Annotated in this window: 20 protein-coding genes; 9 read left to right on the top strand and 11 right to left on the bottom strand. The window is 65.3% G+C overall.

Features of this window, described 5'->3' with window-relative positions:
• Positions 1-311: 311 nt before the first annotated feature.
• The 6 genes from gndA to E6C48_RS20160 form a co-directional block, all read right to left on the bottom strand.
• Positions 312-1733 carry an NADP-dependent phosphogluconate dehydrogenase gene (gene gndA / locus E6C48_RS20185; protein WP_136359984.1) on the bottom strand — a complete coding sequence of 474 codons (1422 nt, stop codon included), beginning with the start codon at positions 1731-1733 and terminating at the stop codon, positions 312-314.
• An 85-nt stretch (positions 1734-1818) separates the two neighbouring features.
• Complete coding sequence (locus tag E6C48_RS20180; RefSeq protein WP_136359990.1) at positions 1819-3423, bottom strand: copper resistance CopC/CopD family protein; 1605 nt, start codon at positions 3421-3423, stop codon at positions 1819-1821.
• 10 nt (positions 3424-3433) lie between these two features.
• The gene (locus tag E6C48_RS20175) at positions 3434-3958 is read right to left on the bottom strand and encodes a YcnI family copper-binding membrane protein (RefSeq protein ID WP_136359983.1); all 525 of its coding nucleotides are present in this window, start codon (positions 3956-3958) and stop codon (positions 3434-3436) included.
• Positions 3951-4454, bottom strand: a complete 504-nt coding sequence (locus E6C48_RS20170; RefSeq protein WP_136359982.1) for a copper chaperone PCu(A)C — start codon at positions 4452-4454, stop codon at positions 3951-3953. Before E6C48_RS20170 ends, E6C48_RS20175 begins: the two co-directional genes overlap by 8 nt.
• 98 nt (positions 4455-4552) lie before the next feature.
• On the bottom strand, positions 4553-4927 hold the full coding sequence (locus E6C48_RS20165; protein WP_230978885.1) for a DUF2946 family protein: 375 nt from the start codon (positions 4925-4927) through the stop codon (positions 4553-4555).
• 162 nt (positions 4928-5089) lie between these two features.
• Positions 5090-6001 (bottom strand): GntR family transcriptional regulator, encoded by a 912-nt coding sequence (locus tag E6C48_RS20160; protein ID WP_136359981.1) that lies wholly within the window; start codon positions 5999-6001, stop codon positions 5090-5092.
• A 162-nt stretch (positions 6002-6163) separates the two neighbouring features.
• Between E6C48_RS20160 and E6C48_RS20155 the strand changes: the two genes are divergently transcribed.
• Entirely contained in the window at positions 6164-7669 is a 1506-nt protein-coding gene (locus E6C48_RS20155) for a UxaA family hydrolase (RefSeq protein ID WP_136359980.1), read from the top strand.
• Between the two features lie 24 nt (positions 7670-7693).
• Here E6C48_RS20155 and E6C48_RS20150 read toward each other — a convergent pair whose 3' ends face one another.
• The 3 genes from E6C48_RS20150 to E6C48_RS20140 all read right to left on the bottom strand — a co-directional run bounded on the left by E6C48_RS20150 (position 7694) and on the right by E6C48_RS20140 (position 10959).
• Positions 7694-8545: a sugar phosphate isomerase/epimerase family protein gene (locus E6C48_RS20150; protein WP_136359979.1), complete on the bottom strand. Its 852-nt coding sequence runs from the start codon at positions 8543-8545 to the stop codon at positions 7694-7696.
• Positions 8546-8581: 36 nt separating this feature from the next.
• Entirely contained in the window at positions 8582-9769 is a 1188-nt protein-coding gene (locus E6C48_RS20145) for a Gfo/Idh/MocA family protein (RefSeq protein ID WP_136359978.1), read from the bottom strand.
• Between the two features lie 134 nt (positions 9770-9903).
• Positions 9904-10959 carry a sugar phosphate isomerase/epimerase family protein gene (locus E6C48_RS20140; RefSeq protein ID WP_136359977.1) on the bottom strand — a complete coding sequence of 352 codons (1056 nt, stop codon included), beginning with the start codon at positions 10957-10959 and terminating at the stop codon, positions 9904-9906.
• 377 nt (positions 10960-11336) lie between these two features.
• On the opposite strand from E6C48_RS20140, the gene E6C48_RS20135 reads away from it, so the two are divergent.
• Genes E6C48_RS20135 through E6C48_RS20115 form a run of 5 tightly spaced genes read left to right on the top strand, consistent with a single transcriptional unit; the run spans position 11337 to position 15579 of the window.
• Entirely contained in the window at positions 11337-12239 is a 903-nt protein-coding gene (locus tag E6C48_RS20135) for a sugar phosphate isomerase/epimerase family protein (protein ID WP_136359976.1), read from the top strand.
• A gap of 60 nt (positions 12240-12299) precedes the next feature.
• Positions 12300-13469, top strand: a complete 1170-nt coding sequence (locus E6C48_RS20130) for a mandelate racemase/muconate lactonizing enzyme family protein (RefSeq protein ID WP_136359975.1) — start codon at positions 12300-12302, stop codon at positions 13467-13469.
• 1 nt (position 13470) lies between these two features.
• Positions 13471-14184, top strand: a complete 714-nt coding sequence (locus tag E6C48_RS20125) for a FadR/GntR family transcriptional regulator (protein WP_136359974.1) — start codon at positions 13471-13473, stop codon at positions 14182-14184.
• Between the two features lie 6 nt (positions 14185-14190).
• A complete protein-coding gene (locus E6C48_RS20120) occupies positions 14191-15171 on the top strand; it encodes a hydroxyacid dehydrogenase (RefSeq protein ID WP_136359973.1) in 981 nt (326 codons plus the stop codon).
• A 39-nt stretch (positions 15172-15210) separates the two neighbouring features.
• Positions 15211-15579 (top strand): hypothetical protein, encoded by a 369-nt coding sequence (locus E6C48_RS20115; RefSeq protein ID WP_136359972.1) that lies wholly within the window; start codon positions 15211-15213, stop codon positions 15577-15579.
• On the opposite strand, the gene E6C48_RS20110 is transcribed toward E6C48_RS20115, so the two are convergent.
• Together E6C48_RS20110 and E6C48_RS20105 are read right to left on the bottom strand one after the other, a co-directional pair.
• Positions 15576-16871: an amidase gene (locus E6C48_RS20110; protein WP_136359971.1), complete on the bottom strand. Its 1296-nt coding sequence runs from the start codon at positions 16869-16871 to the stop codon at positions 15576-15578. The two genes, E6C48_RS20115 and E6C48_RS20110, sit on opposite strands and share 4 nt — an antisense overlap.
• 90 nt (positions 16872-16961) lie before the next feature.
• Positions 16962-18014, bottom strand: a complete 1053-nt coding sequence (locus tag E6C48_RS20105) for a LacI family transcriptional regulator (protein WP_136359970.1) — start codon at positions 18012-18014, stop codon at positions 16962-16964.
• 257 nt (positions 18015-18271) lie between these two features.
• Between E6C48_RS20105 and E6C48_RS20100 the strand changes: the two genes are divergently transcribed.
• The 3 genes from E6C48_RS20100 to E6C48_RS20090 all read left to right on the top strand — a co-directional run bounded on the left by E6C48_RS20100 (position 18272) and on the right by E6C48_RS20090 (position 21396).
• Positions 18272-19516 carry an ABC transporter substrate-binding protein gene (locus tag E6C48_RS20100; RefSeq protein ID WP_136359969.1) on the top strand — a complete coding sequence of 415 codons (1245 nt, stop codon included), beginning with the start codon at positions 18272-18274 and terminating at the stop codon, positions 19514-19516.
• A 72-nt stretch (positions 19517-19588) separates the two neighbouring features.
• Entirely contained in the window at positions 19589-20485 is an 897-nt protein-coding gene (locus E6C48_RS20095) for a carbohydrate ABC transporter permease (protein ID WP_136359968.1), read from the top strand.
• Positions 20482-21396 (top strand): carbohydrate ABC transporter permease, encoded by a 915-nt coding sequence (locus E6C48_RS20090; protein ID WP_136359967.1) that lies wholly within the window; start codon positions 20482-20484, stop codon positions 21394-21396. Before E6C48_RS20095 ends, E6C48_RS20090 begins: the two co-directional genes overlap by 4 nt.
• The last annotated feature ends 4 nt before the right edge of the window (positions 21397-21400 follow it).

Here is a 21400-nt window from a genome sequence, read left to right as displayed (position 1 = left end):
GGCGGCGGTCTTCGGATCGCAGTTACCAAACATTCGGCAGCGTTTCGACGACCGCCGTCTTCCCGACCTCAACTCACCGAGGTCTGTTCTTTGACAATGGCCAGACGGAAGAGATTCCGGGCGTGGCAATGAAGAAGTTTGCGCTGGAGAACCCCTCTCCGTCTCGGCTTCGCCGAGCCACCTCTCCCCTAAAAGGGGCGAGGAACCCAAGTCTTGTTGGGCCGGCGCCATGTGGAACTGCGCGATGCCTCGATACTCGCAGAGCACGACGTTCGCGGGTTCCGCTTCCTCACCTCCTCAAGGAGGAGGGATCAGTCGGCACTGTTCCACGGCCCGTGGAACGCGCCTTGCTCGCCGATCCGTTCGAAGCCGTGGGCGCCGAAGAAGTCGCGCTGGCCCTGGATGAGGTTGGAGGTGCCTCGGCCCTGCCGGTAGGCGTCGAAGTAGCCGAGCGCGGAAGACAGCGCCGGCACCGGCAGGCCGGCCTCTGCCGCGCGGGCGACGATGCGGCGCAGCGAGGGATGTGCCCCCTTCATCAGCGTGACGAAGGCCGGCGCCATCAGCAGGTTCTTCTCCGCGCCGCCGCTGGAAAAAGCCTCGGCCATCGTATCGAGCATTTCCGAGCGAATGATGCAGCCGGCACGCCAGATTTTCGCGATCGTCGGCATCGGCAGTTTCCAGCCGAATTCATTCGAGGCGCCTGCCATCACCGCGAAGCCCTGCGCATAGGCGGCGATCTTGCCGGCGAACAGGGCGAGTTCGAGGTCCTTCAGCAGCGCGTCCCTCGGCGCATCGATTTTCTCCACGGCGAGCGCGCCATAGGCTTTTTCGGCGGCCTGTCGCTCGTCCTTCAGCGAGGACAACACGCGCGCAGCCACCGCCGCCTCGATGGCCGTGGCGGGAATGCCGAGCTGCTGCGCCTCGATGACCGACCATTTGCCGGTGCCCTTCTGGCCGGCGCGGTCGAGGATGACGTCGACCACCGGCTTGCCGGTCTTCGCGTCGTCGGCGGCCAGCACCTTGGCGGTGATCTCGATCAGGTAGGAGTTCAGCCGGCCCTTGTTCCAGGTCCCGAACACCGGCGCGATCTCCTTCGCACCCATGCTCAAGCCGTCGCGCAATATGCCGTAGATCTCGGCGATCATCTGCATGTCGGCATATTCGATGCCGTTGTGGATGGTTTTGACGAAATGGCCGGCGCCGTCCGGCCCCAGCCATGCGGCGCAGGGCTCGCCCTTGAACTTGGCGGAAATGGCGGTGAGCACGCCTTCCACGCGCTTCCAGCTTTCCTCGGTGCCGCCGACCATGATGGAAGGGCCGTGGCGCGCGCCTTCCTCGCCGCCGGACACGCCCATGCCGATGAAGGTGAGGCCGGAGCCTTCCAGTTCGCGGAAGCGGCGCACCGTGTCGTGGAAGTTGGCGTTGCCGGCGTCGATGAGGATGTCGTTGGCTTCCAATTCGCCACGAAGTGCGGCGATCTGCTCGTCCACCGGCTTGCCGGCCAACACCATGATGATGACCGGGCGCGGCGGGCGGATGGCCTCAGCGAGTTCGGCCAGGCTGTGGCAGGGCACGATGCGGTCGGCCAATTCCCCGGCATTGGCCTTGAACTCGTCGACGCGCGAGACGGTGCGGTTGAAGACGGCGATGCGGTGGCCCTTCTCGGCGATGTTGAGCGCCAGGTTGGAGCCCATCGTGCCAAGGCCGATCAGGCCGATTTCGGCTTTTTCCATTGGTGCGTCCTTCAACTGCGGCGAATGCTCGGAGGCCATGATGATGGCATGTGCGCAGCTAGCACTTCAATCGACTTGGAGCCAGTTATTGCGGCCGGATGTCGATCGGCGCCTCGATCTGCACCATATCGAAGTCGGAAACGAGGATATCGAGGCGGGCGCTCCAGCGGCCGGCGACGGGGATGACGAGACCATCGACGCGCCACGTTCCGTCGCCCGGCTTCGTCGCGTCGCGCTTCAGCGGCTCGATGCCGGAATCGGGCTTGGACAGGACCAGCGTCACCGCCTTGGCGTCGAGCGGGCCGAAATCGCCGGTCATGATGGTGATGGACGCGGAGACGGGGCCGGCATGGCCGGGTGTAACGGACAGGTCGGCCATCGCCTTTTCGGTGTGGATGTGCATCGCGGCGGGTTCTGCGGCGGCAATCGCCAGGGCGCGCGGCGGCGGCGTGAAGCGCCAGCCGGCGGCGATGCCGAAAATGGCGACGACGAGGGCGATTTCGATTGCAATGGAGCGGGCGAGCCGCGCGGACGCGCGCCCTTCGCCGGCTTCAGCCGGGGCGGTCAGCCGCCAGCGATTGAATGCTGCGAGGCCGAACAGGACGATGAGCAGCGCAAGCTTGGCCGTCAGCAGGCGGCCGTAGGCGGTCGACAGCAGGGCACTCGGCTCCTGCACCTGGACGATGGCCAGCACGGTGCCGGAGAGAACCAGGACGGCGACGACGGGCAGGATTGTGCGCGAGAAGCGGGCGAGGAAGGCCGGTGCATCGGCTTTCCGCCGTTTCAGCGCGAGGCCCAGCGGCGGCAGCGCCCCGGCCCAGAAGGCGATGGCGGCGCCGTGCAGGAAAACCAGCGGCCGCGTGAGCCATTGCGGCTCGGCGGCACTTGCATGGCCGCTGGCCGCAAGGGCGATCCCGGTGCCGGCCAGGGCGGCAAGCGAGAGGAGCCGGCGGCCGGGCAGGACGAGCGACAGGAGGCCGAGGCCGAGCGCGGCGATGGCGGCCAGGACGGTCCAGGCGAAGCTGGTTGACTGCGCTGCCTGCCAGACGGCCGGATCGGCGAAGCGGGCCAGAGGTGCGCCGAGCGCGTCGAGCCCTTGCAGGCCGAGCGACAGTGGCGCGGCGGCAAGGCCGGCAATGAGGAACAGAGCGGTGGCGTGGAAGCCGTCGCGGCCGCGCGCCATCCAGGCCAGCGCGAAGGCGCCGCCGATGCCGAGGAACAGCCCGGCATAGAGCGCGACCTTGCCGATCCAGATGGCGATATCGAGCGGCCAGTCGATCGGTTCGGTTGCCGGGGGCGCGGCGCTCGGCGCGCCGACGGAGAACAGCAGCGAGCCGGCGACGGGATGCCCGTCCGCCGACACGACGCGCCAGCTCAGCACATGTGTGCCTTGCCCGAGCCTGCCCGGCGCATCGATGGCGACGGTCCCGCCGTCGACATGGAAATCCGAAAGCCCGACCGGGGTGCCGTCGGGGCGGACCAGCGTCAGCTTGAGCGGTGAAACCGGCTCGTTGAAGGTGAGCGTGAAACGCACCGGACTTTCGGCGAGGATCGCGTTGTCGGCCGGCTCGGCGGAAATCAACGCCGCATGGGCGAAGGCAACGGCCGGCAGGGCGAGCCACAGCAGGAAGGCGAGGAGGAGGCTGGCGAAAACGCCGCCAGCCCCACCGACAAGCCGATGCTTCGTCATCGGCATGCGCTCACTTCTTCGGCAGCAGCTTGACGCCCGGCGCCGGCGTTTCGAGGTCGTCCTCGCTCTGGCCTGCCTGCGGGATCTGGATCCAGCGTTCGACCGTGCCGCCTTCGCATTCCTGCACCACCGGGAAGTAGGCCGTTTCGCCGGCAACGAGATCGCCCGCGAAGGTGCCGCGCAGGACGAACTCGTCATAGTAGGCGTCCGGCAGGTTGCCGCCGGTCCAGTCGACTTCCTGCACGCCCTCGGTGACCTTCTCGCCCCACAGCTCGTAGCTCTTGGCGTATTTGCCCTTCACCGTCCTCAGCTCCCACCCGGCTTTGGGCATCGGCTTGGCGGCGATGAAGCCTTCCGGCAGTTTCACGCGCACGGCAGTCGTGGCCTTGCCTTCGCATCCGTGCGGCACGCGCAGCACCGCCTTATATGTGGAACCGACGGCCGCTTCCCCGGTTTCGAGCGTGACATGGGCGAGCGCCGTGCCGGTGGTGAGGAACAGTGCCGTGGCGCAGGTGAGGAGGCGATGCTTAGTCATGGTCCATCTCCATGCCGCCGCCGGCATTCATGCCTTCGACCTGGAACTCGACCGTGACACTGCCGGCCTTCTCGAACGTCAGCGTGGCGGGAAAGCTTTCGCCTTCCTTGGCCGGGCGTTTCAGGCCCATCAGCATCAGGTGATAGCCGTTGGGCTTCAGCTCCAGCTTGCCACCGGCGGGGATTTCCAGCCCGCCTTCGACCGGGCGCATGGTCATGACGCCGTCCTTGACGGCCATTTCATGCACCTCGGCCTTGGCCGAGATGTCGGAGGTGACGGACACCAGCCGGTCGGCTGCGCCGCCGTGGTTGGTGACGGTGAAATAGCCGCCGGCCACCTTGGCGCCGGGTGGCGTTGCGCGCGACCAGGGATGGCCGATCTCGAGATCGCCCAGCTTGAATTCGTGCGCCAGGGCAGGGCCGCAGACGAGGAGGGCAGCGACCAGGGCAGCTGCGGCGGTTCGGCCGGTCGGCCGGAAGATATGGAAGTTCGACATGGGGTCTCCATGAGGTCGATGCCGTGCCGGGCCTGCGGCCACGGCGACTGATGATTTGGATGAGATTGACGGGAAGATGTTCCGGCGCGGATGCGCGCTCAGGCGAGAAGCGGTGGCGCGCGCGGATTGGCCTGCCAGCGGTGGCGGCTGAAAAGAGGCCGCTCCACTGTCGCCGGAGTAACGACGGCCGTTTCGGCAAAAGCCGTTTCCAGCGCGACGGCGGTGTCGGGCGGCGCACCCAAGCCCAGCGACGACAGGGCACAGCCAAGCGTGCAGCAGGACGGCTGGTGGTTTTGCGGATCGCCCGAAGGCTGTTCGGCCGCGCCGGCATGGGTGCAGATGACGTTGCCGAAGGCATCGAGCTGTGCGGCGGCACTGTCGGCGCCAAGCGCGAAGGTTGCGAGCAACGATTGCAGGACGAGCACATAGGCAGCGACGAACGCCACCGTCATGCTCAATCGTCTGCGCCTCATCGCGGTCACGTTCGTCTCCCGCTTCCTTGTCCAAGACCTATCACGCCGATGCGTGCCGCGAAATCGCCAAAAGGCGGCTGCGGCATCCTGCGCGGGCACTGTCCGGATCCTGTCTACACGATCCCGGTTGCCGGAAGTTTGTTCCAGCGCATGCAAGCCGTATTATTCTGCGGGAATTTCCGCATCGCCGGCCGTCTCGGGCATGGAGATCAGCAGCGTCTGGCGCGCCGAATTCAGGTGCCGGCGGCAGGCAGCGTCGACCTTGGCCGGGTCGCGAGACCTGAGGGCCGCGATGTAGGCGAGATGTTCCTGCAAGGCGGTCTCGTTGCGCTGGCGCTCGTCGGCCTTGTTCCATTGGTAGTGGTAGTGAAAGATCATGGCGATGACGTCGTAGAAGTCGACGATGAAGCGGTTCAGCGAAGCGCGGTGGATGAGCCGGTGGAAGCGCTCGTCCAGCTCGGAGAATTCGTTGAAGCGGGTGGCGATGGCGCGGGCAAGCGCGTGGTGTTCGCTTTCCAGCCTGTCGAGTTCGGCCCATGCCGGATCGTCCTGCGGCAAGGCGGCGAAGGCGGCGGCCGAACGCAGTTCGAACATCTCGCGGATTTCCGTCAGCTCCAGCGCGAAGTCGCGGGTGAAACCCTTGAGCACCCAGTGGCTGTTCCGGCGCTTCTCGATCAGTCCGAAGCGGCTGAAGCGGATCAGAAATTCGCGCACGCTCGTGGTGCCGACGCCGAGCTCGCGCGCCAGTTCCAGTTCGTTGATCTGCGTTCCGGCTTCGGCGCCGGCGCCGAGTAGGCGGCGCACGAAGGAGCGTTCGATGATCTCGGAAGGCGAGTCGGTCTCCGCCACCGGAAAGAAGTCGTCCGGGCACGGCTTGCGCAGCGCCTTCTTGTCGCGCTTGTTCCAGGCGATCAGCCCGGTTTCGGCCATGCGCGCCAGAACCGAGCGGACCGTGGTGCGGCTGACGCCCAGCGTCGCGCCCAGTTCGGGTTCGGAAGGAAGGCTGCCGGCGGCTTCGAGCAGGCCGAGGCAGCGGTTGTAGGCGTCCTTGTAGACGTTGTTGCCCTTGGCCATCCCTAGCGCCTCCGGAACCGCAGCCCTGCCATCGATCGAATGACCCAAGAAATGAGTTGACGCAAAATTGTTTTTTCCAGATAAAAGACAATAATCGTGAAGCGGCTGCAGTCAACCGGCCGCATTCAGGATCATCATCCCGAACCCTTCAGGATCAATGCCTTGCCAGCCGCCAGCACCATTCTTTTGTCTCCCGCGGACAATGTCGCCGTCGCCAACGGCAAGGTGGAGGCGGGCGCCGTCCTGCCGGGTGGCGCTGCGGCGAGCCAGCCGATCGAGCCTGGTCACAAGGTGGCGATCAAGCCTATCGCGACGGGTGAGGCCGTCGTCAAGTATGCGCAGGCGATCGGCCGCGCGACCCGCGACATCGCGGCCGGCGAGCATGTGCATTCGCACAACCTGGCCTTCGAATCCGGCCGCCTTCCGGTGGTGCCGCCCGGCGAGGCCGCGCATGCCACCGAGACCGACAAGGCCCGTACCTTCATGGGCTATCGCCGCGCCGACGGGCGCGCCGGCACGCGCAACTTCATCGGTATCATCGCCAGCGTGAACTGTTCGGCCACCGTCTGCCACGCCATCGCCGACGAGGCCAACCGCCGGCTCCTGCCGAACCATCCCGGCATCGACGAGTTCGTGCCCATCGTCCATGGTCAGGGCTGCGGCATGAGCGCGACCGGCGACGGCATGATGGTGCTGCACCGAACGCTGGCCGGCTATGCCCGCCATCCCAATTTCGGCGGCGTGCTGATGGTCGGCCTCGGCTGTGAGGTCAATCAGCTGACGCTCTACGGCCAGAAGGGCGTGGCTGCCGGCAAGCGGCACTTCAACATCCAGGAGGCCGGCGGATCGCGCAAATCGGTGGAGAAGGCTATGGGCGTGCTGGCCGAGATCGCCGAGGAGGTGGGCGGCCTGAAGCGTGAGCCGATCCCGGTTTCGGAGATCGTCGTCGGCCTGCAATGCGGCGGCTCCGACGGCATGTCGGGCATCACAGCCAATCCGGCGCTGGGCGTCGCCGTGGATATTTTGGCCGACGTCGGCGGCGTCGGCATCCTGTCGGAGACCACCGAAATCTACGGTGCCGAGCACCTGCTCGGTGCCCGTGCGGCGACACCGGAGATCGCCGGCAAGCTCGACGGGTTGATCAAGTGGTGGGAGGACCACACGGCCAGGCACGGCGCTTCCATCGACAACAATCCTTCGCCCGGCAACAAGCGCGGCGGGCTGACGACCATTCTGGAAAAGTCGCTGGGGGCGGTCGCCAAGGGCGGGCAGACGCCGCTCAACGGCGTCTTCAACTATGCCGAGAAGGTCACCGGCCATGGACTGGTGTTCATGGACACACCCGGCTACGACCCCGTCTCGGCCACCGGCCAGGTGGCGGGCGGCGCAAACGTCATCGTCTTCACCACCGGACGGGGCTCCTGCTTCGGCTGCCGGCCGACGCCGTCGATCAAGGTCGCGACCAACACGGCGCTCTACAACGCCATGGAAGAGGACATGGACGTCAATTGCGGCGTCATCGCCTCGGGCGACAGGAGCATCGCCGAGATGGGCCGCGAAATCTTCGAGCTGATCGTCGAGACGGCCTCGGGCCGCAAGACCAAGAGCGAATTGTTCGGCTACGGCGACAACGAATTCGTGCCGTGGCATCTCGGCGCGACGCTCTGAGAGTGGGACGGCCAGCCGGCCGGTTCAGGCAGCCTTCTTCCAGCCGTTCCTGATGTGCTTGCAGCCGTCGCGGTAGACGGCTTCCGGTCCTTCGGAGAAATCGCGCCAGACCTTCGTGGCGGCGGCAAGATCCTTCAGGCCTCGGCCGAAGGCCTCGATGGTCAGCCAGTCGTCGTAGCCGCTCTTGCGGATCGCCGCGAAGGTTTCCTTCCATGGGATATTGCCGCGGCCGGGGACGCCGCGGTCGTTCTCGGAAATATGGACGTGGACGATGTTCTTCCTGTTGCGCGTATAGGCGCCGATCGGGTCGGCTTCCTCGATATTGGCGTGGAAGGTGTCGTACATGGCGCGGATATGCGGCCGGTCGACCTCGTCGATATGCGCGCAAAGCGCGTCCATGGTGTTGAACAGGTAGCATTCGAAGCGGTTCAGCGCCTCCAGCCCGATGGTGACGCCCTTCTTGCCGGCGTGGTCGCCAATGGCACGCTGGGAGGAGAGCGAGCGCTTGAATTCCGCCGCCGTCGGGCCGGCGCCGGAAAACAGGCCCAGCGTCGAATGCAGCGGGCCGGAGAGCGTATGCGCCCCGAGTGCCGCCGCGCAATCGATGGCGTTCTTCATGAAGGCGATGCCGGCCTTGCGCGTGGCGGGATCGGAAGAGATCAGATTCATCGCCGGATCGCCCATGGCCGAGACTGCGGTGCGCTGGAGTCCGATGCGGTCGAGCATTTCGCCCAGCCGCGCATAGTCGTCCGGCGTGCCCTCGAAGATCGGGATCTCGACGCCGTCGAAACCAGCCGCCTTGATGTCCTTTAGAAGCGGCTCGTGCTTCTTCGTGACATTGGTGGTCCACAGGAACATGCACATGCCGATTTTCATTGGCGCCCCCTGATCCTGTTCTTCTCTTCGATGGACCTACAGCTTCGTCCAGGCGCCGTTCTTCTTCGACGACTTCACGCAGGCCTCGACGAAGGCGACGCCCTCGACGCCGTCCTCAACGGTCGGGTAGACTACGTCCTTGCCGGGCTTGCCGCCCTTGCGGCGTGCCGCCCGGATGGCGCGGGCGGCTTCCTGGTAGATGTTGGCGAAGCCTTCCAGATAGCCTTCCGGATGGCCGGACGGCACGCGGCTGACGCGGCCCGCAACCGGCATGGCGCCGGCGCCGGCGCGGGTGAGCAACTGTTTGGGCTGACCGAAGGGCGTGTACCAGAGGTAGTTCGGGTCGGCCTGCGTCCACTCCAGCCCGCCCTTGGTGCCGTAGATGCGCAGCTTCAGGCCGTTTTCGTTGCCCGGCGCCACCTGGCTCGCCCAGATCATGCCCTTGGCGCCCGGCGCCTTTCCCTTCGCCTTGAAGCGCAGCATGACGTTGGCGTTGTCGTCCAGCACGCGGCCGGGCACGAAGGCGTCGATGTCGGCCGCAAGCTGATCCAGTTCCAGCCCTGAGACGAAACGGGCGAGGTTATAGGCGTGGGTACCGATGTCGCCCAGCGCGCCGCCGACGCCGGACTGCTTGGGATCGACCCGCCAGGACGCCTGCTTCTGCCCGGTGGCCTCGACGGCTTCGGTCAGCCAGTCCTGCGGGTACTCGGCCTGCACGACGCGGATGTCGCCCAACTGGCCCTTGGCGACCATCTCGCGCGCCTGCCGCACCATCGGATAGCCGGTGTAGTTGTGGGTGAGCACGAAGACCTTGCCGGTCCTGGCGACCAGTGCCGCCAGCTTCTTCGCGTCGGCCAGATTGGACGTCAGCGGCTTGTCGCAAATGACGTGGATGCCGGCTTCGAGGAAGGCTTTCGCCGCCGGGAAATGGACGTTGTTGGGCGTGACGATGGCCACCGCCTCGATGCCGTCCGGCCTTTTTGCCTCTGCCTTGGCCATTTCGGCGAAGGAGCCGTAGCTGCGTGCCGGATCGAGGCCGAGTTCGGCGGCGGATGCCATGGCGCGCTCGGCATCCGACGACAGGGCGCCGGCCACCAGTTCGAACTCGCCGTCCATACGCGCGGCGATGCGGTGCACCGCGCCGATGAAGGCGCCCTGTCCGCCGCCCACCATGCCGAGACGGATCGGGCCGCCTCCCGCTTCCGCCTTCGATGCGCCGACCATGTTTTTCTCCTCCACATCTCGCCGCCATCCGCGGCCACAGGCAATAAGGCAGTATGGCAATAGGGCAGTGAAAGGGAAAAACAGGCGATCGGCGGTCCTAGTGCCCTACCGCCTTGCCGCCCTACTGCCCTAGTCTAGATGCCCATCATCGCCTTGAGCAGCTTCTTGTCTTCCCTGCCGGCGGCGAAGTCGTCGAAAGCCTTTTCCGTCACGCGGATGATGTGATGCTGGATGAAGGGCGCGCCCTCGGCCGCGCCGTCTTCGGGATGCTTGAGGCAGCATTCCCATTCCAGAACGGCCCAGGAATCGTAATTGTACTGTGCGAGCTTGGAGAAGATGCCGCCGAAATCGACCTGTCCGTCGCCCAGCGAACGGAAGCGGCCGGCGCGGTTCAGCCAGCTCTGGTAGCCGGAATAGACGCCCTGGCGGCCGTCCGGGTTGAACTCGGCGTCCTTGACGTGGAAGGCTTTTATCCGCTCGTGGTAGATGTCGATGAAGGCCAGATAATCCATCTGCTGCAGCAGGAAGTGCGACGGATCGTAGTTGATGGCGCAGCGCTTGTGGCCGCCGAGCGCATCGAGGAACATCTCGAAGGTGGCGCCGTCGAACACGTCCTCGCTGGGGTGGATTTCGTAGCCGATGTCGACGCCGTAGTCCTCGTAGACATCGAGGATCGGTTTCCAGCGCTTGGCGAGTTCCTTGAAGGCCTCTTCGATCAGGCCGGCCGGACGCTGCGGGAAGGGATAGAGATAGGGAAAGGCCAGCGAGCCGCTGAAGGAGACGGTGACGTCCAACTCGAGATTGCGTGATGCCTTGGCGCCGGCCTTGAGCTGCTCGACCGCCCATTTCTGCCGGGCCTTCGGATTGTTGTGCACCTTGGCCGGGGCGAAGCCGTCCATCTGCGCATCATAGGCTGGGTGGACGGCGATCAGCTGCCCCTGAAGATGCGTCGACAGTTCGGTGATCTCGACGCCCGCGTCCTTGCAGATGCCCTTGATCTCGTCGCAGTAGGCCTTGGAGGACGCCGCCTTCTCCAGGTCGATCAGGCGTCCGTCCCAGGTCGGGATCTGGATGCCCTTGTAGCCCAGGCCCGCCGCCCATTTGGCGATCGACGGCAGCGAGTTGAAGGGCGCTGCGTCGCCCGCGAACTGCGCCAGGAAAATGGCAGGCCCCTTCATCGTCGTCGGCATCGTGTCCTCCCCTGTGCCGGCGCAGCATAACGTTTTCGCGAAGTCCGGCTACTCGCTTCGAAACGGTCGGGGCGTTTTCTCCACCCTTTATTCTGGTATGACCAAATATGTCGATGAGGTCAAGGCGGCGCTGTGGTTTCGTCGTCTTTTTGGAGTGATATAAATCGATATTATATGTTGAAAATCAATATTTTGTATCTCGAAATGCACAATCGGCGCTCACTCCTTGCCGTGCCGGAGAAATTGCTGTAGAGGTCATCGAAAGCTCAATTGGTCTAACCAGTTTGAAAAACTGAGACCGGTGGGGGAGCCGGCCGTGCGTTCGTGCATGGCCGACTGAACGGACAGTTACAGGCAAATCCGGGAAGGAACCGATCATGCATCTTTCGACGCACAACTGGATGCGGGCAGAGCCGCTCGAAGTCACGCTCAAGCGCATCAAGAAGTTCGGCTACGAATCGATCGAGATTTCCGGCGAGCCCGAGCAGTACAAGACCAGGGAAACGCGTGCGCTTCTGAAGGAATACGGCATCCGCTGCTGGGGCGCGGTGACGCTGATGCTGGGCGAGCGTAACCTCGCGGCCCGGGATCAGGGCCAGCGCGAACGTTCGGTCCAATACGTCAAGGACGTGCTGACCATGATCAGCGAACTCGACGGTGAGATCATCACGCTGGTGCCCGCGACCGTCGGCAAAGTGGTGCCGGACGGCACCGAGGAGGAGGAGTGGAAGTGGGTGGTCGACGCTACGCGCGAATGCTTCACCCACGCCAAGAAGGTCGGCGTCAGGATCGCCGTCGAACCGCTCAACCGGTTCGAGACCTATCTGTTCAACCGCGGCGAGCAGGCGATGGCGCTGGCCGATGCTGTCTCGCCAGAATGCGGCATCTGCCTCGACGCCTACCACATCCACATGGAGGAGTTCGACGTTACCGAGGCCATCCGCAAGGCCGGCAAGCGGCTGTTCGACTTCCACGTTGCCGACAACAACCGCTTCGCCGCCGGCATCGGCACCATCGACTGGAAGAAGATTGTCGGCACGCTGAAGGAGATCGGCTACGAAGGCGCACTGACCAACGAGTTCGTCGCTCCGGTCGATCGCACGCCGGCCAACCGTTATCCGGAAATGGTCGAGCGCAACCCGGTCGACATCTCGCCCGAACAGCTGAAGTTCATCCAGGATCATGGCTCCAGCCTGCTGACGGAGAAATTCTACACCGACCAGATGCGCATCACGGCGGAGACGATCCTGCCGCTGATCGGCAAGACGATGCCGGCCTGACAGGGCCCGCCGTCCGGCCATTCCCAGGCTCCATCCCGCCAGAGGTTCGAGACGACGATCATGCGCATCAAGACGGTCCAAGCCTGGTGGGTCCGCATCCCGATCGAGGCCGCGCGGCAGCACCGCAGCGACTTCGGCCAGGTGACGACCTTCGACGCCGCCATCCTGCGCATCGAGACCGACGACGGGCTGGTCGGCTGGGGCGAGGGCAAGAACGCGGCCGGCAGCGCCGGCAGCTACGGCGCGCTCGTCCACATGCTCAACCACGAGGTCGGGCCGCAGCTTGTCGGCCGCGATCCGGCCGACATCGCGATCATCTGGGAGATGCTCTACAACGGCTCGCGCCACCAGATGGCAGCGGCGCAAGGCCATGCCATGCCGCAACTGGCGCGGCGGGGCCTGAGCGTTGCCGCCATCAGCGCCGTCGACATCGCCCTGTGGGATATTCTGGGCAAGTCGCTCGGCCAGCCGGTCTGGCGGCTTCTCGGCGGGCGCAAGGCCGACCGGCTGCCGGCTTACGCCTCCGGCGGCTGGGCCGACGCAGCAGGGGTGGGCGAGCAGCTCCGCTCCTACATCGACAAGGGCGGCTTCAAGGCTGTGAAAATGCGTGTCGGGGCCATGGACGGCGCTGCGCATATCTCGGCAGGGCGCGTCAAGGCGGCGCGGCAGGCGCTCGGCCCCGCTGTCGACCTGATGGTCGACGCCCACGGCACCTATACGGTGGCGGAAGCCAAGCGGTTCATCCATCTCGTCGCCGACCAGGACCTCGCCTGGTTCGAGGAACCGGTGATCGCCGATGACAAGCCGGGGCTGGCCGAATTGCGCGCCGGCAGTCCGGTGCCAATCGCGACCGGCGAGAGCGAGGCGACGCGCTACGCCTTCCGCGACCTTGCCGTGATGAAGGCCGCCGATATCTTCCAGCCGGATCCGGGCTTCTGCGGCGGCATCACGGAGGCCATGCGCATCGGCACGCTGGCCAGCGCCTTCAACCTGCGCTTTGCACCGCATCTGTGGGCAGGGGCGCCGTGCTTCTTCGCCGGCCTGCATGTCTGCGCGGCCTCGCCCGCCTCCTTTATCGTGGAGTATTCGCTGGGCGCCAATCCGATGATCCACGATCTTGTCGAAGAGACTGTCGAAGCGAAGGACGGTATGATAGCGATCCCGGAATCGCCGGGGCTTGGCTTCACCGTCTCCGAGCGTTTTCTGGAGGCGCACGCGCAACGCTGTTGAGATGAAAGAGAAAAACCTTCTCGCCGAACTGGCGGCCTACCTTTTCGCCCATTGCGACAGCGAGAGCGGCCGCACGCCCTCCGAACGGGAACTGGCCGAGCACTTTTCGGTGAGCCGCGGCCAGATTCGCGAGGCGCTGGCCATCCTGGAAGCGATGCGCATCGTCGAGCGCCGCGCCAAATCAGGCATATATATCGACACAAAGCAGGCCAGCGTCGAAGCGATGGCGCTGTTCGCGCGCGCCGGCCTGCCGCTCGATCCGGTGCAGATCTACGAAACGGTGGAGCTGAGGAAGATCCACGAGATCAAGGCGGCCGAACTCGCCTGTGTGCGCGCGACGGAGGAGAATTTCGAGCGGCTGCGCGAAATCCTCAAGGAATCCGAGGAGCAGCTGGACGCCGGCCGCGGACTGGCGAAACAGGACCGTGACTTCCATCTTGAGATCGTGCGCGCGACCAAGAACAGCGTCTTTTATCGCGTCTGTTCGGTCTACTACGTCATGGGCGAGAAGCGCCTGCCGGTCTATTTCAACGATCCGGAGCGCGGCCGCAAATCGCATGCCGAACATATCCAGATCTACGAGGCGCTGCTGAGGCGCGACGGCAACCTGGCGCAGGCGCTGATGAGCGCGCATCTGCAAGGCGCCGAAAGCTACTGGAAGGGGCTGATCGGCGGCGCCGGTGTGCCCGGCGAACCGGCGCTGGAACGGGCATAGCCTCCGATGCCGAAAATCTATTCAACCCACCCGCTGCATCCGCGCGCGTCAGAGATGCTCGCCGGCGCGGGCGAGCTGGCGATTGCCTCGGCGCTCGACGGCGCCACATTGGCCCGCGAAGCGGCCGACGCCGACATCGTCATCGTGCGGGCGCCGCTGCCGGAAGCCCTGTTTGCCGGTGCCGGGCGGCTCAAGGCGGCGATCCGCCACGGCGCCGGGCTCGACATGATCCCGATGGAGGCGGCGACCGCCGCCGGCGTGCTGGTGGCGAACGTGCCGGCCGTCAATGCGCGCTCCGTCGCCGAGCATGTCATCTTCACAGCACTGGCGCTTCTGCGGCGCTTCCGCATGATGGACCGCGACCTGCGCCGGGACGGCTGGCTGGCCGGCCGCGCGCATGCGGACCTCAACCACGAACTGGCGGGTCGTACCATCGGGATTGTCGGCCTCGGCGCGGTGGGGCAGGAGGTCGGCCGCATCGCCGCGCACGGTTTCGGCCTCAGCGTGCTGGCGACGACGCGCAGCGCGCGTGCCGCACCGGAGGGTGCGCGCTTCGTGCCGATCGACGAATTGGTCGCCGAGAGCGATGTCTTGGTGCTCTGCTGCCCACTGACGCCGGAAACGCGCGGCCTGATGAATGCTGCGCGCATCGCACGCATGAAGCGCGGCGCGCTGCTGATCAACGTATCGCGCGGCCCGGTGGTGGACGATGCGGCGCTGATTGCGGCGCTAGGCGAGGGCCGCCTCGGCGGTGCGGCGCTGGACGTCTTTTCGACCCAGCCGCTGCCGCCGGACCATCCCTATTTCTCTCTCGATAACGTCATTGTCACCCCGCACATGGCCGGTATCACGGAGGAATCGATGATGCGCATGGGAACGGGGGCGGCGGGCGAGGCGCTGCGCGTGCTCGCCGGCGAGCTTCCGGTCAACCTGCGCAACCCCGAAGTCGTCGAGCGCTATCAGCAGCGGTTCCCGGCCGCCGACTGACGGCCGGTTTTCGCCGCAATCGCAAGCCAGGGTTGCGTCATGGTGACTTTCAAGCTCCTGGCCGCCGTGCCTCTTTTCCTTGCCGCCGGTTCGGCCTATGCGGTTCCCGGCCTCTACGTCTACTGCGACAACGGGTTGCGCTGCGTGAAAGCGCCGTGCCGGTCGAACAACGCGCTCGATCTCAAGACCGGTGCAATCATCAAGGGGGTGTCGATCGATACGAAGCGCCTGCCTGAAAAGGACCGGGCGGCCGATCTGCTCTATGCCGGAAAGTTGGTGCTGCGCGGAGTCATCGAGCGGCGGACTGTGACCTATACGGGTAAGGCGTACGAGCTGCCTTATCTCGTTGCCACCGCAATCGAGCGAAAGGCGACGGCGGGCGAGACGGCACGCTGCAAGGCGCGCTAGGCGCCAAGCAGCCGCTCTACCGCGGCGGCGATTGCCAGCAGCCGCCGGTCGTGACCGTTCCGCGCCACCAGCATCAACCCTGCCGGCAAGCGAGTTCCGGGCATTGGTAGCGTGACGGCGCAGAGGTCGAACTGGTTGGCGACCTGCGTGTTTCTCAGCAAAAGGCCCTCGGTATGGTCGCGCAGCCGCTCGTCGGCCGCCATGGCGGCGATCGGCGCTGCGAAAAGCGGCACGGTCGGCAGCATGAGCGCGTCGAGGCCGGCAAGGCGCTCGTCCATGGCGGCCGCCAGTTCGGCGCGCCGGCGCAGGGCGCGGATGTAGAAAGGCGTCGGCACGGCGGCGGCTCGCTCCAGCGGTTCCGCCATATGCGGATCGACCGGTACGCTAGCGCCCGCCGACAGCCAGTCGGCATGGATTTCCGCACCTTCCAGCGCCGCGAGCGAGCCATGCTTGCGCATTGCCTTCATCTCGGCCAGCAGGTCTTCGATGTCGAAATCGGCGATGTGCGATCCTGTAAGTTCAAGCTTACTCATTACATCTTCAAAGGCGGCAGCGATTTCGTCCTCGGTACCGTCGAAAAGCGTTCCGCGCGGGATGCCGATGCGCAAGCCGGAGAGGGACAGCGCCGGCAGGGGCGTCCATTCCTCGCTGGCCATGACGGCGTCCGCGGCTGCGCAATCGGCTACGCTGTGAGCCAGCGGACCGATCGAATCCAGCGTCGGCGATAGTGGGAAGGCGCCGGAAAGCGGCACGCGCCGCGCCGTTGGCTTGAAACCGACGACACCGTTCAAGGCCGCCGGAATGCGCACCGAACCGCCGGTATCGGAACCGATGGCGATTTCGCTGGTGCCTTCGGCGGCCGAAACGCCGGCGCCGGACGACGATCCGCCGGGAATGAGGCTGGCGTCGGCCGCGTTGCCGGGTGTGCCGGTGTGCGGATTGTCGCCGATAGCGGTGAAGGCGAATTCCGTCATCGCCGTCTTACCGATGATGACGGCGCCGGCCCTTCGCAACCGCATGACGATTGCCGCGTCGGCTTCCGCCGGCGGTGCAGTGCGTCGCAGCACGGAACCGGCCAGCGTCGGTTCGCCGGCGACGTCAAACAGGTCCTTGATCGAGACGATCACGCCGTCCAGCGGTCCCAACGAGATACCGGTCTTGCGGCGCGCGTCGGCGGCGTCGGCCGCCGCGCGGGCGGCTTCGATATAAAGTCTCGTGAAGACGCGCTCGTCGCCTGCTCGGGCTTGCAGGCGGTTAAGGATTTCTTCGAGACGGTCGCGGGACGACGACAAGGCAGCACTCCGGATTCCAGCCACCTCTATAGCAGGGCTGCCGGGGCGTGCCATCCTCGTTGACCTAGCTGGCCCATCGATCCGGAGGACTTATCCGTCCTCTCCGAAGGCCTCAACCGCATTTGGCCGGCTCAGGCTTTGCAGCGCGGCGACCGGCTTGCCATCGATGCGGGCCATGACGGCGCGCGCCAGTTCGGAGCCGGCCAGCCGCACGTTTTCGTTGACGACGTGAATCTGCGGGCGCAGCAGGTGCAGCAGGCGCGAAGCCTGCTTGGAAACGATGTCGATGTCGGCGCCGAGGCGAAAGCCGGCGTCCTCGATGCCGGCGACCAGCGCGAAGGTGGCCGCACCCGCGCCGCTGACGATGCCGTCCGGCCGCACCTTGCGGCGCATCAGCTCGGCCGTGCGGGCGCGGATCGCCTCGATCGAATGGTCGACGGTGACGCCGGTCAGCGGCACCTCCGTCAGGCCGTGCTCGGCCAGCGCCTCGGCGAAGCCGTCGCGCATGTGGTGGAAGTAGCTGAGGTTGGCGGGGGGCGCCAGAAGCGCAAGCCGCGTGCGGCCGAGCGCCGCCAATCTTTCCACCGCCTGGGCGGCGAAAGCCGTATTGTCGAAGTCGTGATAGGGGTGCTCGATGCCCATGGCGGTGCGGCCGTGCGTGGCGAAGGGAAAGCCGCGCTCGGTCATGTAGCGCACGCGCTTGTCGTCGGGCTCGGTGCGCGAAATGATGATGCCGTCGGCGGATGCCGTTTCGACCACGTAGCGCACCGGCTCCAGCGGATCGTTGTTGCGCGAATAGGGCGTGACGATGAGGTGATAGGGCGTCGGCGCCAGCGTCTCCGAGATGCCGTAGATCATGTCGGAGACGAAGCCGCCGATCTGCTCCTCTGTATCGAGCACCAGCGAGATGACGTTGGTCTTGCCGGTGCGCAGCCGCACGCCGGCGCGGTTCGGCCGGTAGCCGATCTGCCGGGCGACGAGTTGCACGCGTTTCCTAGTCTCGGCGCCGATCTCCGGCGCGTCCTTCAGCGCGCGCGAAACGGTTGTGACGCCGAGCCCGGTCATGAAGGCGAGCGTCTTCAGCGTCGGCCGGCCGGCCGTCTCCGTCTCGTCCGTTTCGCTGGTGTGGTCGTCCCGATCCATCGCTTCCGCCCTGCAAGGCGCATAGCAGCCGCACCGCCGCTCCGCAATTGTCGCGGCGATGAATAGGCATGTTTATTCTGAAACGTTACAGGTATGCAATCATTTCGCTTCAGATTTCTCTAGAGGTGAAAGAAAACAATGCTTTGCTGGCAGTTTGGAAAAGCGATTTCCGACCATTTCGACGGGAGGGTTGCACCGGGTGGCTTTTTGCCGTATCGAAAATCTGTAACGTTTCAGATTTCTGGGAGGAAAGCGAAATGCGATACAGAAGCGTCACCGCCATGCTGGCGGCGAGCGCCGCCGCCCTTGCCTTCGCCGGCAGCGCGGGCGCGACGGACCTGGAGGTGACCCACTGGTGGACCTCCGGTGGTGAGGCGGCTGCCGTCGCCGAACTCGCCAAGGCCTTCGACGCCACCGGCAACCACTGGGTGGATGGCGCCATCGCAGGCTCTGGCGACACGGCGCGGCCGATCATGGTCAGCCGCATCACCGGTGGCGATCCGATGGGGGCGACGCAGTTCAACCATGGCCGCCAGGCGGAGGAACTGGTCGAGGCCGGACTGATGCGCAACCTCGACGCCGTCGCGGCGAAGGAGAACTGGAAGGGCGTCATCAACCCACCTTCGTTGCTCGAAGGCTGCATGCTCGACGGCCATGTCTATTGCGTGCCGGTCAACATCCATGCCTGGCAGTGGCTATGGCTATCCAACAAGGCCTTCGCCGATGCCGGCGTGAAGGTTCCGACCAACTGGAACGAGTTCGTGGCCGCAGCACCCGCACTTGAGAAGGCCGGCATCACGCCGCTCGCCCTCGGCAAGCAGGGCTGGCAGGAAGGTGGCCTGTTCAACAACCTCCTTCTCGCGATCGGCGGCAAGGACCTCTACCTGAAGGTCTATCAGGACAAGGATGCCGAAGCCGCCGGCGGGGCGGAGATGGCGAAGGTCTTCAAGGCCGCCGACGACGCCCGCAAGATGGCCAAGAACTCCAATGTCCAGGACTGGAACCAGGCCACCAACCTGGTCATCACCGGCAAGGCCGGCGGCCAGTCGATGGGCGATTGGGCACAGGGCGAATTCCAGGTGGCGGGGCAGGTGGCCGGCAAGGATTATAGCTGCCTCGTCGGGCTCGGCATGCCGAACGCCACCATCACCACCGGCGGCGACAGTTTCTATTTCCCCAAGCTGGCCGACGAAGCAAAGTCGAAGGCGCAGGAAGAGCTGGCCTCGGTCATGCTGTCTCCGAAGACGCAGGTGGCCTTCAACCTCAAGAAGGGGTCGATGCCGGTGCGCGGCGATGTGGACCTCACCACCGCCAACGACTGCATGAAGAAGGGCCTCGAGGTGCTGAAGGCCGGCAACGTCATCAAGAGCACGGACGAGTTGATCAGCCCCGACACCAACACGCAGTTCAACGACCTGATGGCGGAATTCTTCGCCAAGCAGGACATGAGCGTTGAGGACGCGCAGAAGCGCTTCGCCGACATCATCGGCTCGGCCGACTAGGACGGCGCCAGGAAACCCGCCCGGTTCCGCCCAGCGGGACCGGGCCATCCCTGTTACGCAGCGAAGACAGCGATGCGCAGCCAGAGCGAACGCCCTAACCCTCTCTTTCGCAATCTCAACGCGAAGATCGCCTCGATCCCGATGGTGCTGACCGCGCTCGTGGTTTTCGTCGGCGGCACGGCCTGGACGGTCCTCTATTCCTTCACCAACTCCAAGCTTCTGCCGCGCTGGAAGTTCGTCGGCCTTGACCAGTATGAGCGGCTTTGGTCGACGCCGCGCTGGCTGGTTTCGATCGAGAATCTGTTCATCTACGGCGCGCTGTCGCTGGTCTTTTCCTTCGTCATCGGCTTCCTTCTGGCGGCGATGCTCGACCGCAAGATCCGCTTCGAGGATACGTTCCGCACCATCTTCCTCTATCCGTTCGCGCTGTCCTTCATCGTCACCGGGCTGGTCTGGCAATGGCTGCTCAATCCCGATTTCGGCGTGCAGCACGTGGTGCGCTCGCTGGGCTGGGAGAGCTTCACCTTCAACCCGCTCTACGACCGCGAATTGGTCATCTACGGCATCCTGATCGCGGCGCTCTGGCAGGGCACGGGGCTGATCATGTGCCTGATGCTGGCCGGGTTGCGCAGCATCGACGAGGACATCTGGAAGGCGGCGCGGGTGGACGGCATCCCGGTATGGAAGACGTATCTGTTCATCGTCATCCCGATGCTGCGGCCCGTTTTCGTCACCACGCTGGTCATCATCGCTTCGGCCATCGTCAAGGTCTACGACCTGGTGGTGGCGCAGACCGGTGGTGGGCCCGGCCATGCGTCGGAAGTGCCGGCAAAGTATGTCTACGACTACATGTTCCTCGGCCAGAATCTCGGCCAGGGCTTTGCTGCCTCGACGATGATGCTGCTTTCGGTGGTCATCGTCATCGTGCCGTGGGCCTATCTGGAATTCGGACGGCGAGGGCGGCGATGAGCGTTGCGACAGCCGATACCACTTCCGCTGCCGACGGGCCGCGTGGTCGGAAGCCGCGCCGAACGCTGTCGCGCCGCAACATCATCCTCTACGGCACGCTGTTCGTCGTCGCAGTCTATTATCTGTTGCCGCTCTACGTGATGGTCGTAACCTCCTTGAAGGGCATGCCGGAAATCCGGCTCGGCCACATCTTCGCGCCGCCGGTCGAGATCACCTTCCAGCCGTGGGTGAAGGCGTGGGCCGAGGCGTGCACGGGTCTCAACTGCGACGGTCTCTCGCGTGGCTTCTGGAATTCTGTGCGCATCACCGTGCCGTCGGTGATCCTGTCGATCGCGATCGCCTCGGTGAACGGCTATGCGCTCGCCAACTGGCGTTTCAAGGGGGCGGAGGTGTTCTTCACCATCCTCATCGTCGGCGCCTTCATTCCCTACCAGGTGATGCTCTATCCAATCGTCATCATCCTTCGCGAGATAGGCCTCTACGGCACGCTGACGGGGCTGGTGCTGGTGCACTCGATCTTCGGCATGCCGATCCTGACGCTTCTGTTCCGGAACTATTTCGCTTCGCTGCCGGAGGAACTGTTCAAGGCCGCGCGCGTCGATGGTGCCGGCTTCTGGGGCATTTATCTGCGCATCATGCTGCCGATGTCACTGCCGATCTTCGTCGTCGCCGTCATCATCCAGATCACCGGCATCTGGAACGACTTCCTGTTCGGCGTCGTCTACACCAAGCCCGACCTCTATCCGATGACGGTGCAGCTCAACAACATCGTCAACTCCGTGCAGGGGGTGAAGGAATACAACGTCAACATGGCGGCGACGCTGCTGACCGGCCTGGTGCCGCTCCTGGTCTACTTCGTTTCGGGAAAACTGTTCGTGCGCGGCATCGCCGCCGGCGCGGTGAAGGGGTGAGCGC

This window comes from Ollibium composti (assembly GCF_004801285.1).
Classification (GTDB): domain Bacteria; phylum Pseudomonadota; class Alphaproteobacteria; order Rhizobiales; family Rhizobiaceae; genus Mesorhizobium; species Mesorhizobium composti.
Note: the sequence above shows the minus strand (reverse complement) of the source record. Positions and strands in the feature narration are given on the sequence as shown.

What these genes read in the sequence shown, in the direction of transcription:
- E6C48_RS20120 (WP_136359973.1), top strand. Translation starts at nt 14,191, where the DNA reads ATGCCGAAAATCTATTCAACCCACCCGCTGCATCCGCGCGCGTCAGAG.
- E6C48_RS20180 (WP_136359990.1), bottom strand. Translation starts at nt 3,423, where the DNA reads ATGACGAAGCATCGGCTTGTCGGTGGGGCTGGCGGCGTTTTCGCCAGC.
- E6C48_RS20105 (WP_136359970.1), bottom strand. Translation starts at nt 18,014, where the DNA reads ATGGATCGGGACGACCACACCAGCGAAACGGACGAGACGGAGACGGCC.
- E6C48_RS20150 (WP_136359979.1), bottom strand. Translation starts at nt 8,545, where the DNA reads ATGAAAATCGGCATGTGCATGTTCCTGTGGACCACCAATGTCACGAAG.
- E6C48_RS20165 (WP_230978885.1), bottom strand. Translation starts at nt 4,927, where the DNA reads ATGAGGCGCAGACGATTGAGCATGACGGTGGCGTTCGTCGCTGCCTAT.
- E6C48_RS20140 (WP_136359977.1), bottom strand. Translation starts at nt 10,959, where the DNA reads ATGCCGACGACGATGAAGGGGCCTGCCATTTTCCTGGCGCAGTTCGCG.
- gndA (WP_136359984.1), bottom strand. Translation starts at nt 1,733, where the DNA reads ATGGAAAAAGCCGAAATCGGCCTGATCGGCCTTGGCACGATGGGCTCC.
- E6C48_RS20125 (WP_136359974.1), top strand. Translation starts at nt 13,471, where the DNA reads ATGAAAGAGAAAAACCTTCTCGCCGAACTGGCGGCCTACCTTTTCGCC.
- E6C48_RS20095 (WP_136359968.1), top strand. Translation starts at nt 19,589, where the DNA reads ATGCGCAGCCAGAGCGAACGCCCTAACCCTCTCTTTCGCAATCTCAAC.
- E6C48_RS20160 (WP_136359981.1), bottom strand. Translation starts at nt 6,001, where the DNA reads ATGGCCAAGGGCAACAACGTCTACAAGGACGCCTACAACCGCTGCCTC.
- E6C48_RS20115 (WP_136359972.1), top strand. Translation starts at nt 15,211, where the DNA reads ATGGTGACTTTCAAGCTCCTGGCCGCCGTGCCTCTTTTCCTTGCCGCC.
- E6C48_RS20175 (WP_136359983.1), bottom strand. Translation starts at nt 3,958, where the DNA reads ATGACTAAGCATCGCCTCCTCACCTGCGCCACGGCACTGTTCCTCACC.
- E6C48_RS20130 (WP_136359975.1), top strand. Translation starts at nt 12,300, where the DNA reads ATGCGCATCAAGACGGTCCAAGCCTGGTGGGTCCGCATCCCGATCGAG.
- E6C48_RS20145 (WP_136359978.1), bottom strand. Translation starts at nt 9,769, where the DNA reads ATGGTCGGCGCATCGAAGGCGGAAGCGGGAGGCGGCCCGATCCGTCTC.
- E6C48_RS20090 (WP_136359967.1), top strand. Translation starts at nt 20,482, where the DNA reads ATGAGCGTTGCGACAGCCGATACCACTTCCGCTGCCGACGGGCCGCGT.
- E6C48_RS20170 (WP_136359982.1), bottom strand. Translation starts at nt 4,454, where the DNA reads ATGTCGAACTTCCATATCTTCCGGCCGACCGGCCGAACCGCCGCAGCT.
- E6C48_RS20100 (WP_136359969.1), top strand. Translation starts at nt 18,272, where the DNA reads ATGCGATACAGAAGCGTCACCGCCATGCTGGCGGCGAGCGCCGCCGCC.
- E6C48_RS20135 (WP_136359976.1), top strand. Translation starts at nt 11,337, where the DNA reads ATGCATCTTTCGACGCACAACTGGATGCGGGCAGAGCCGCTCGAAGTC.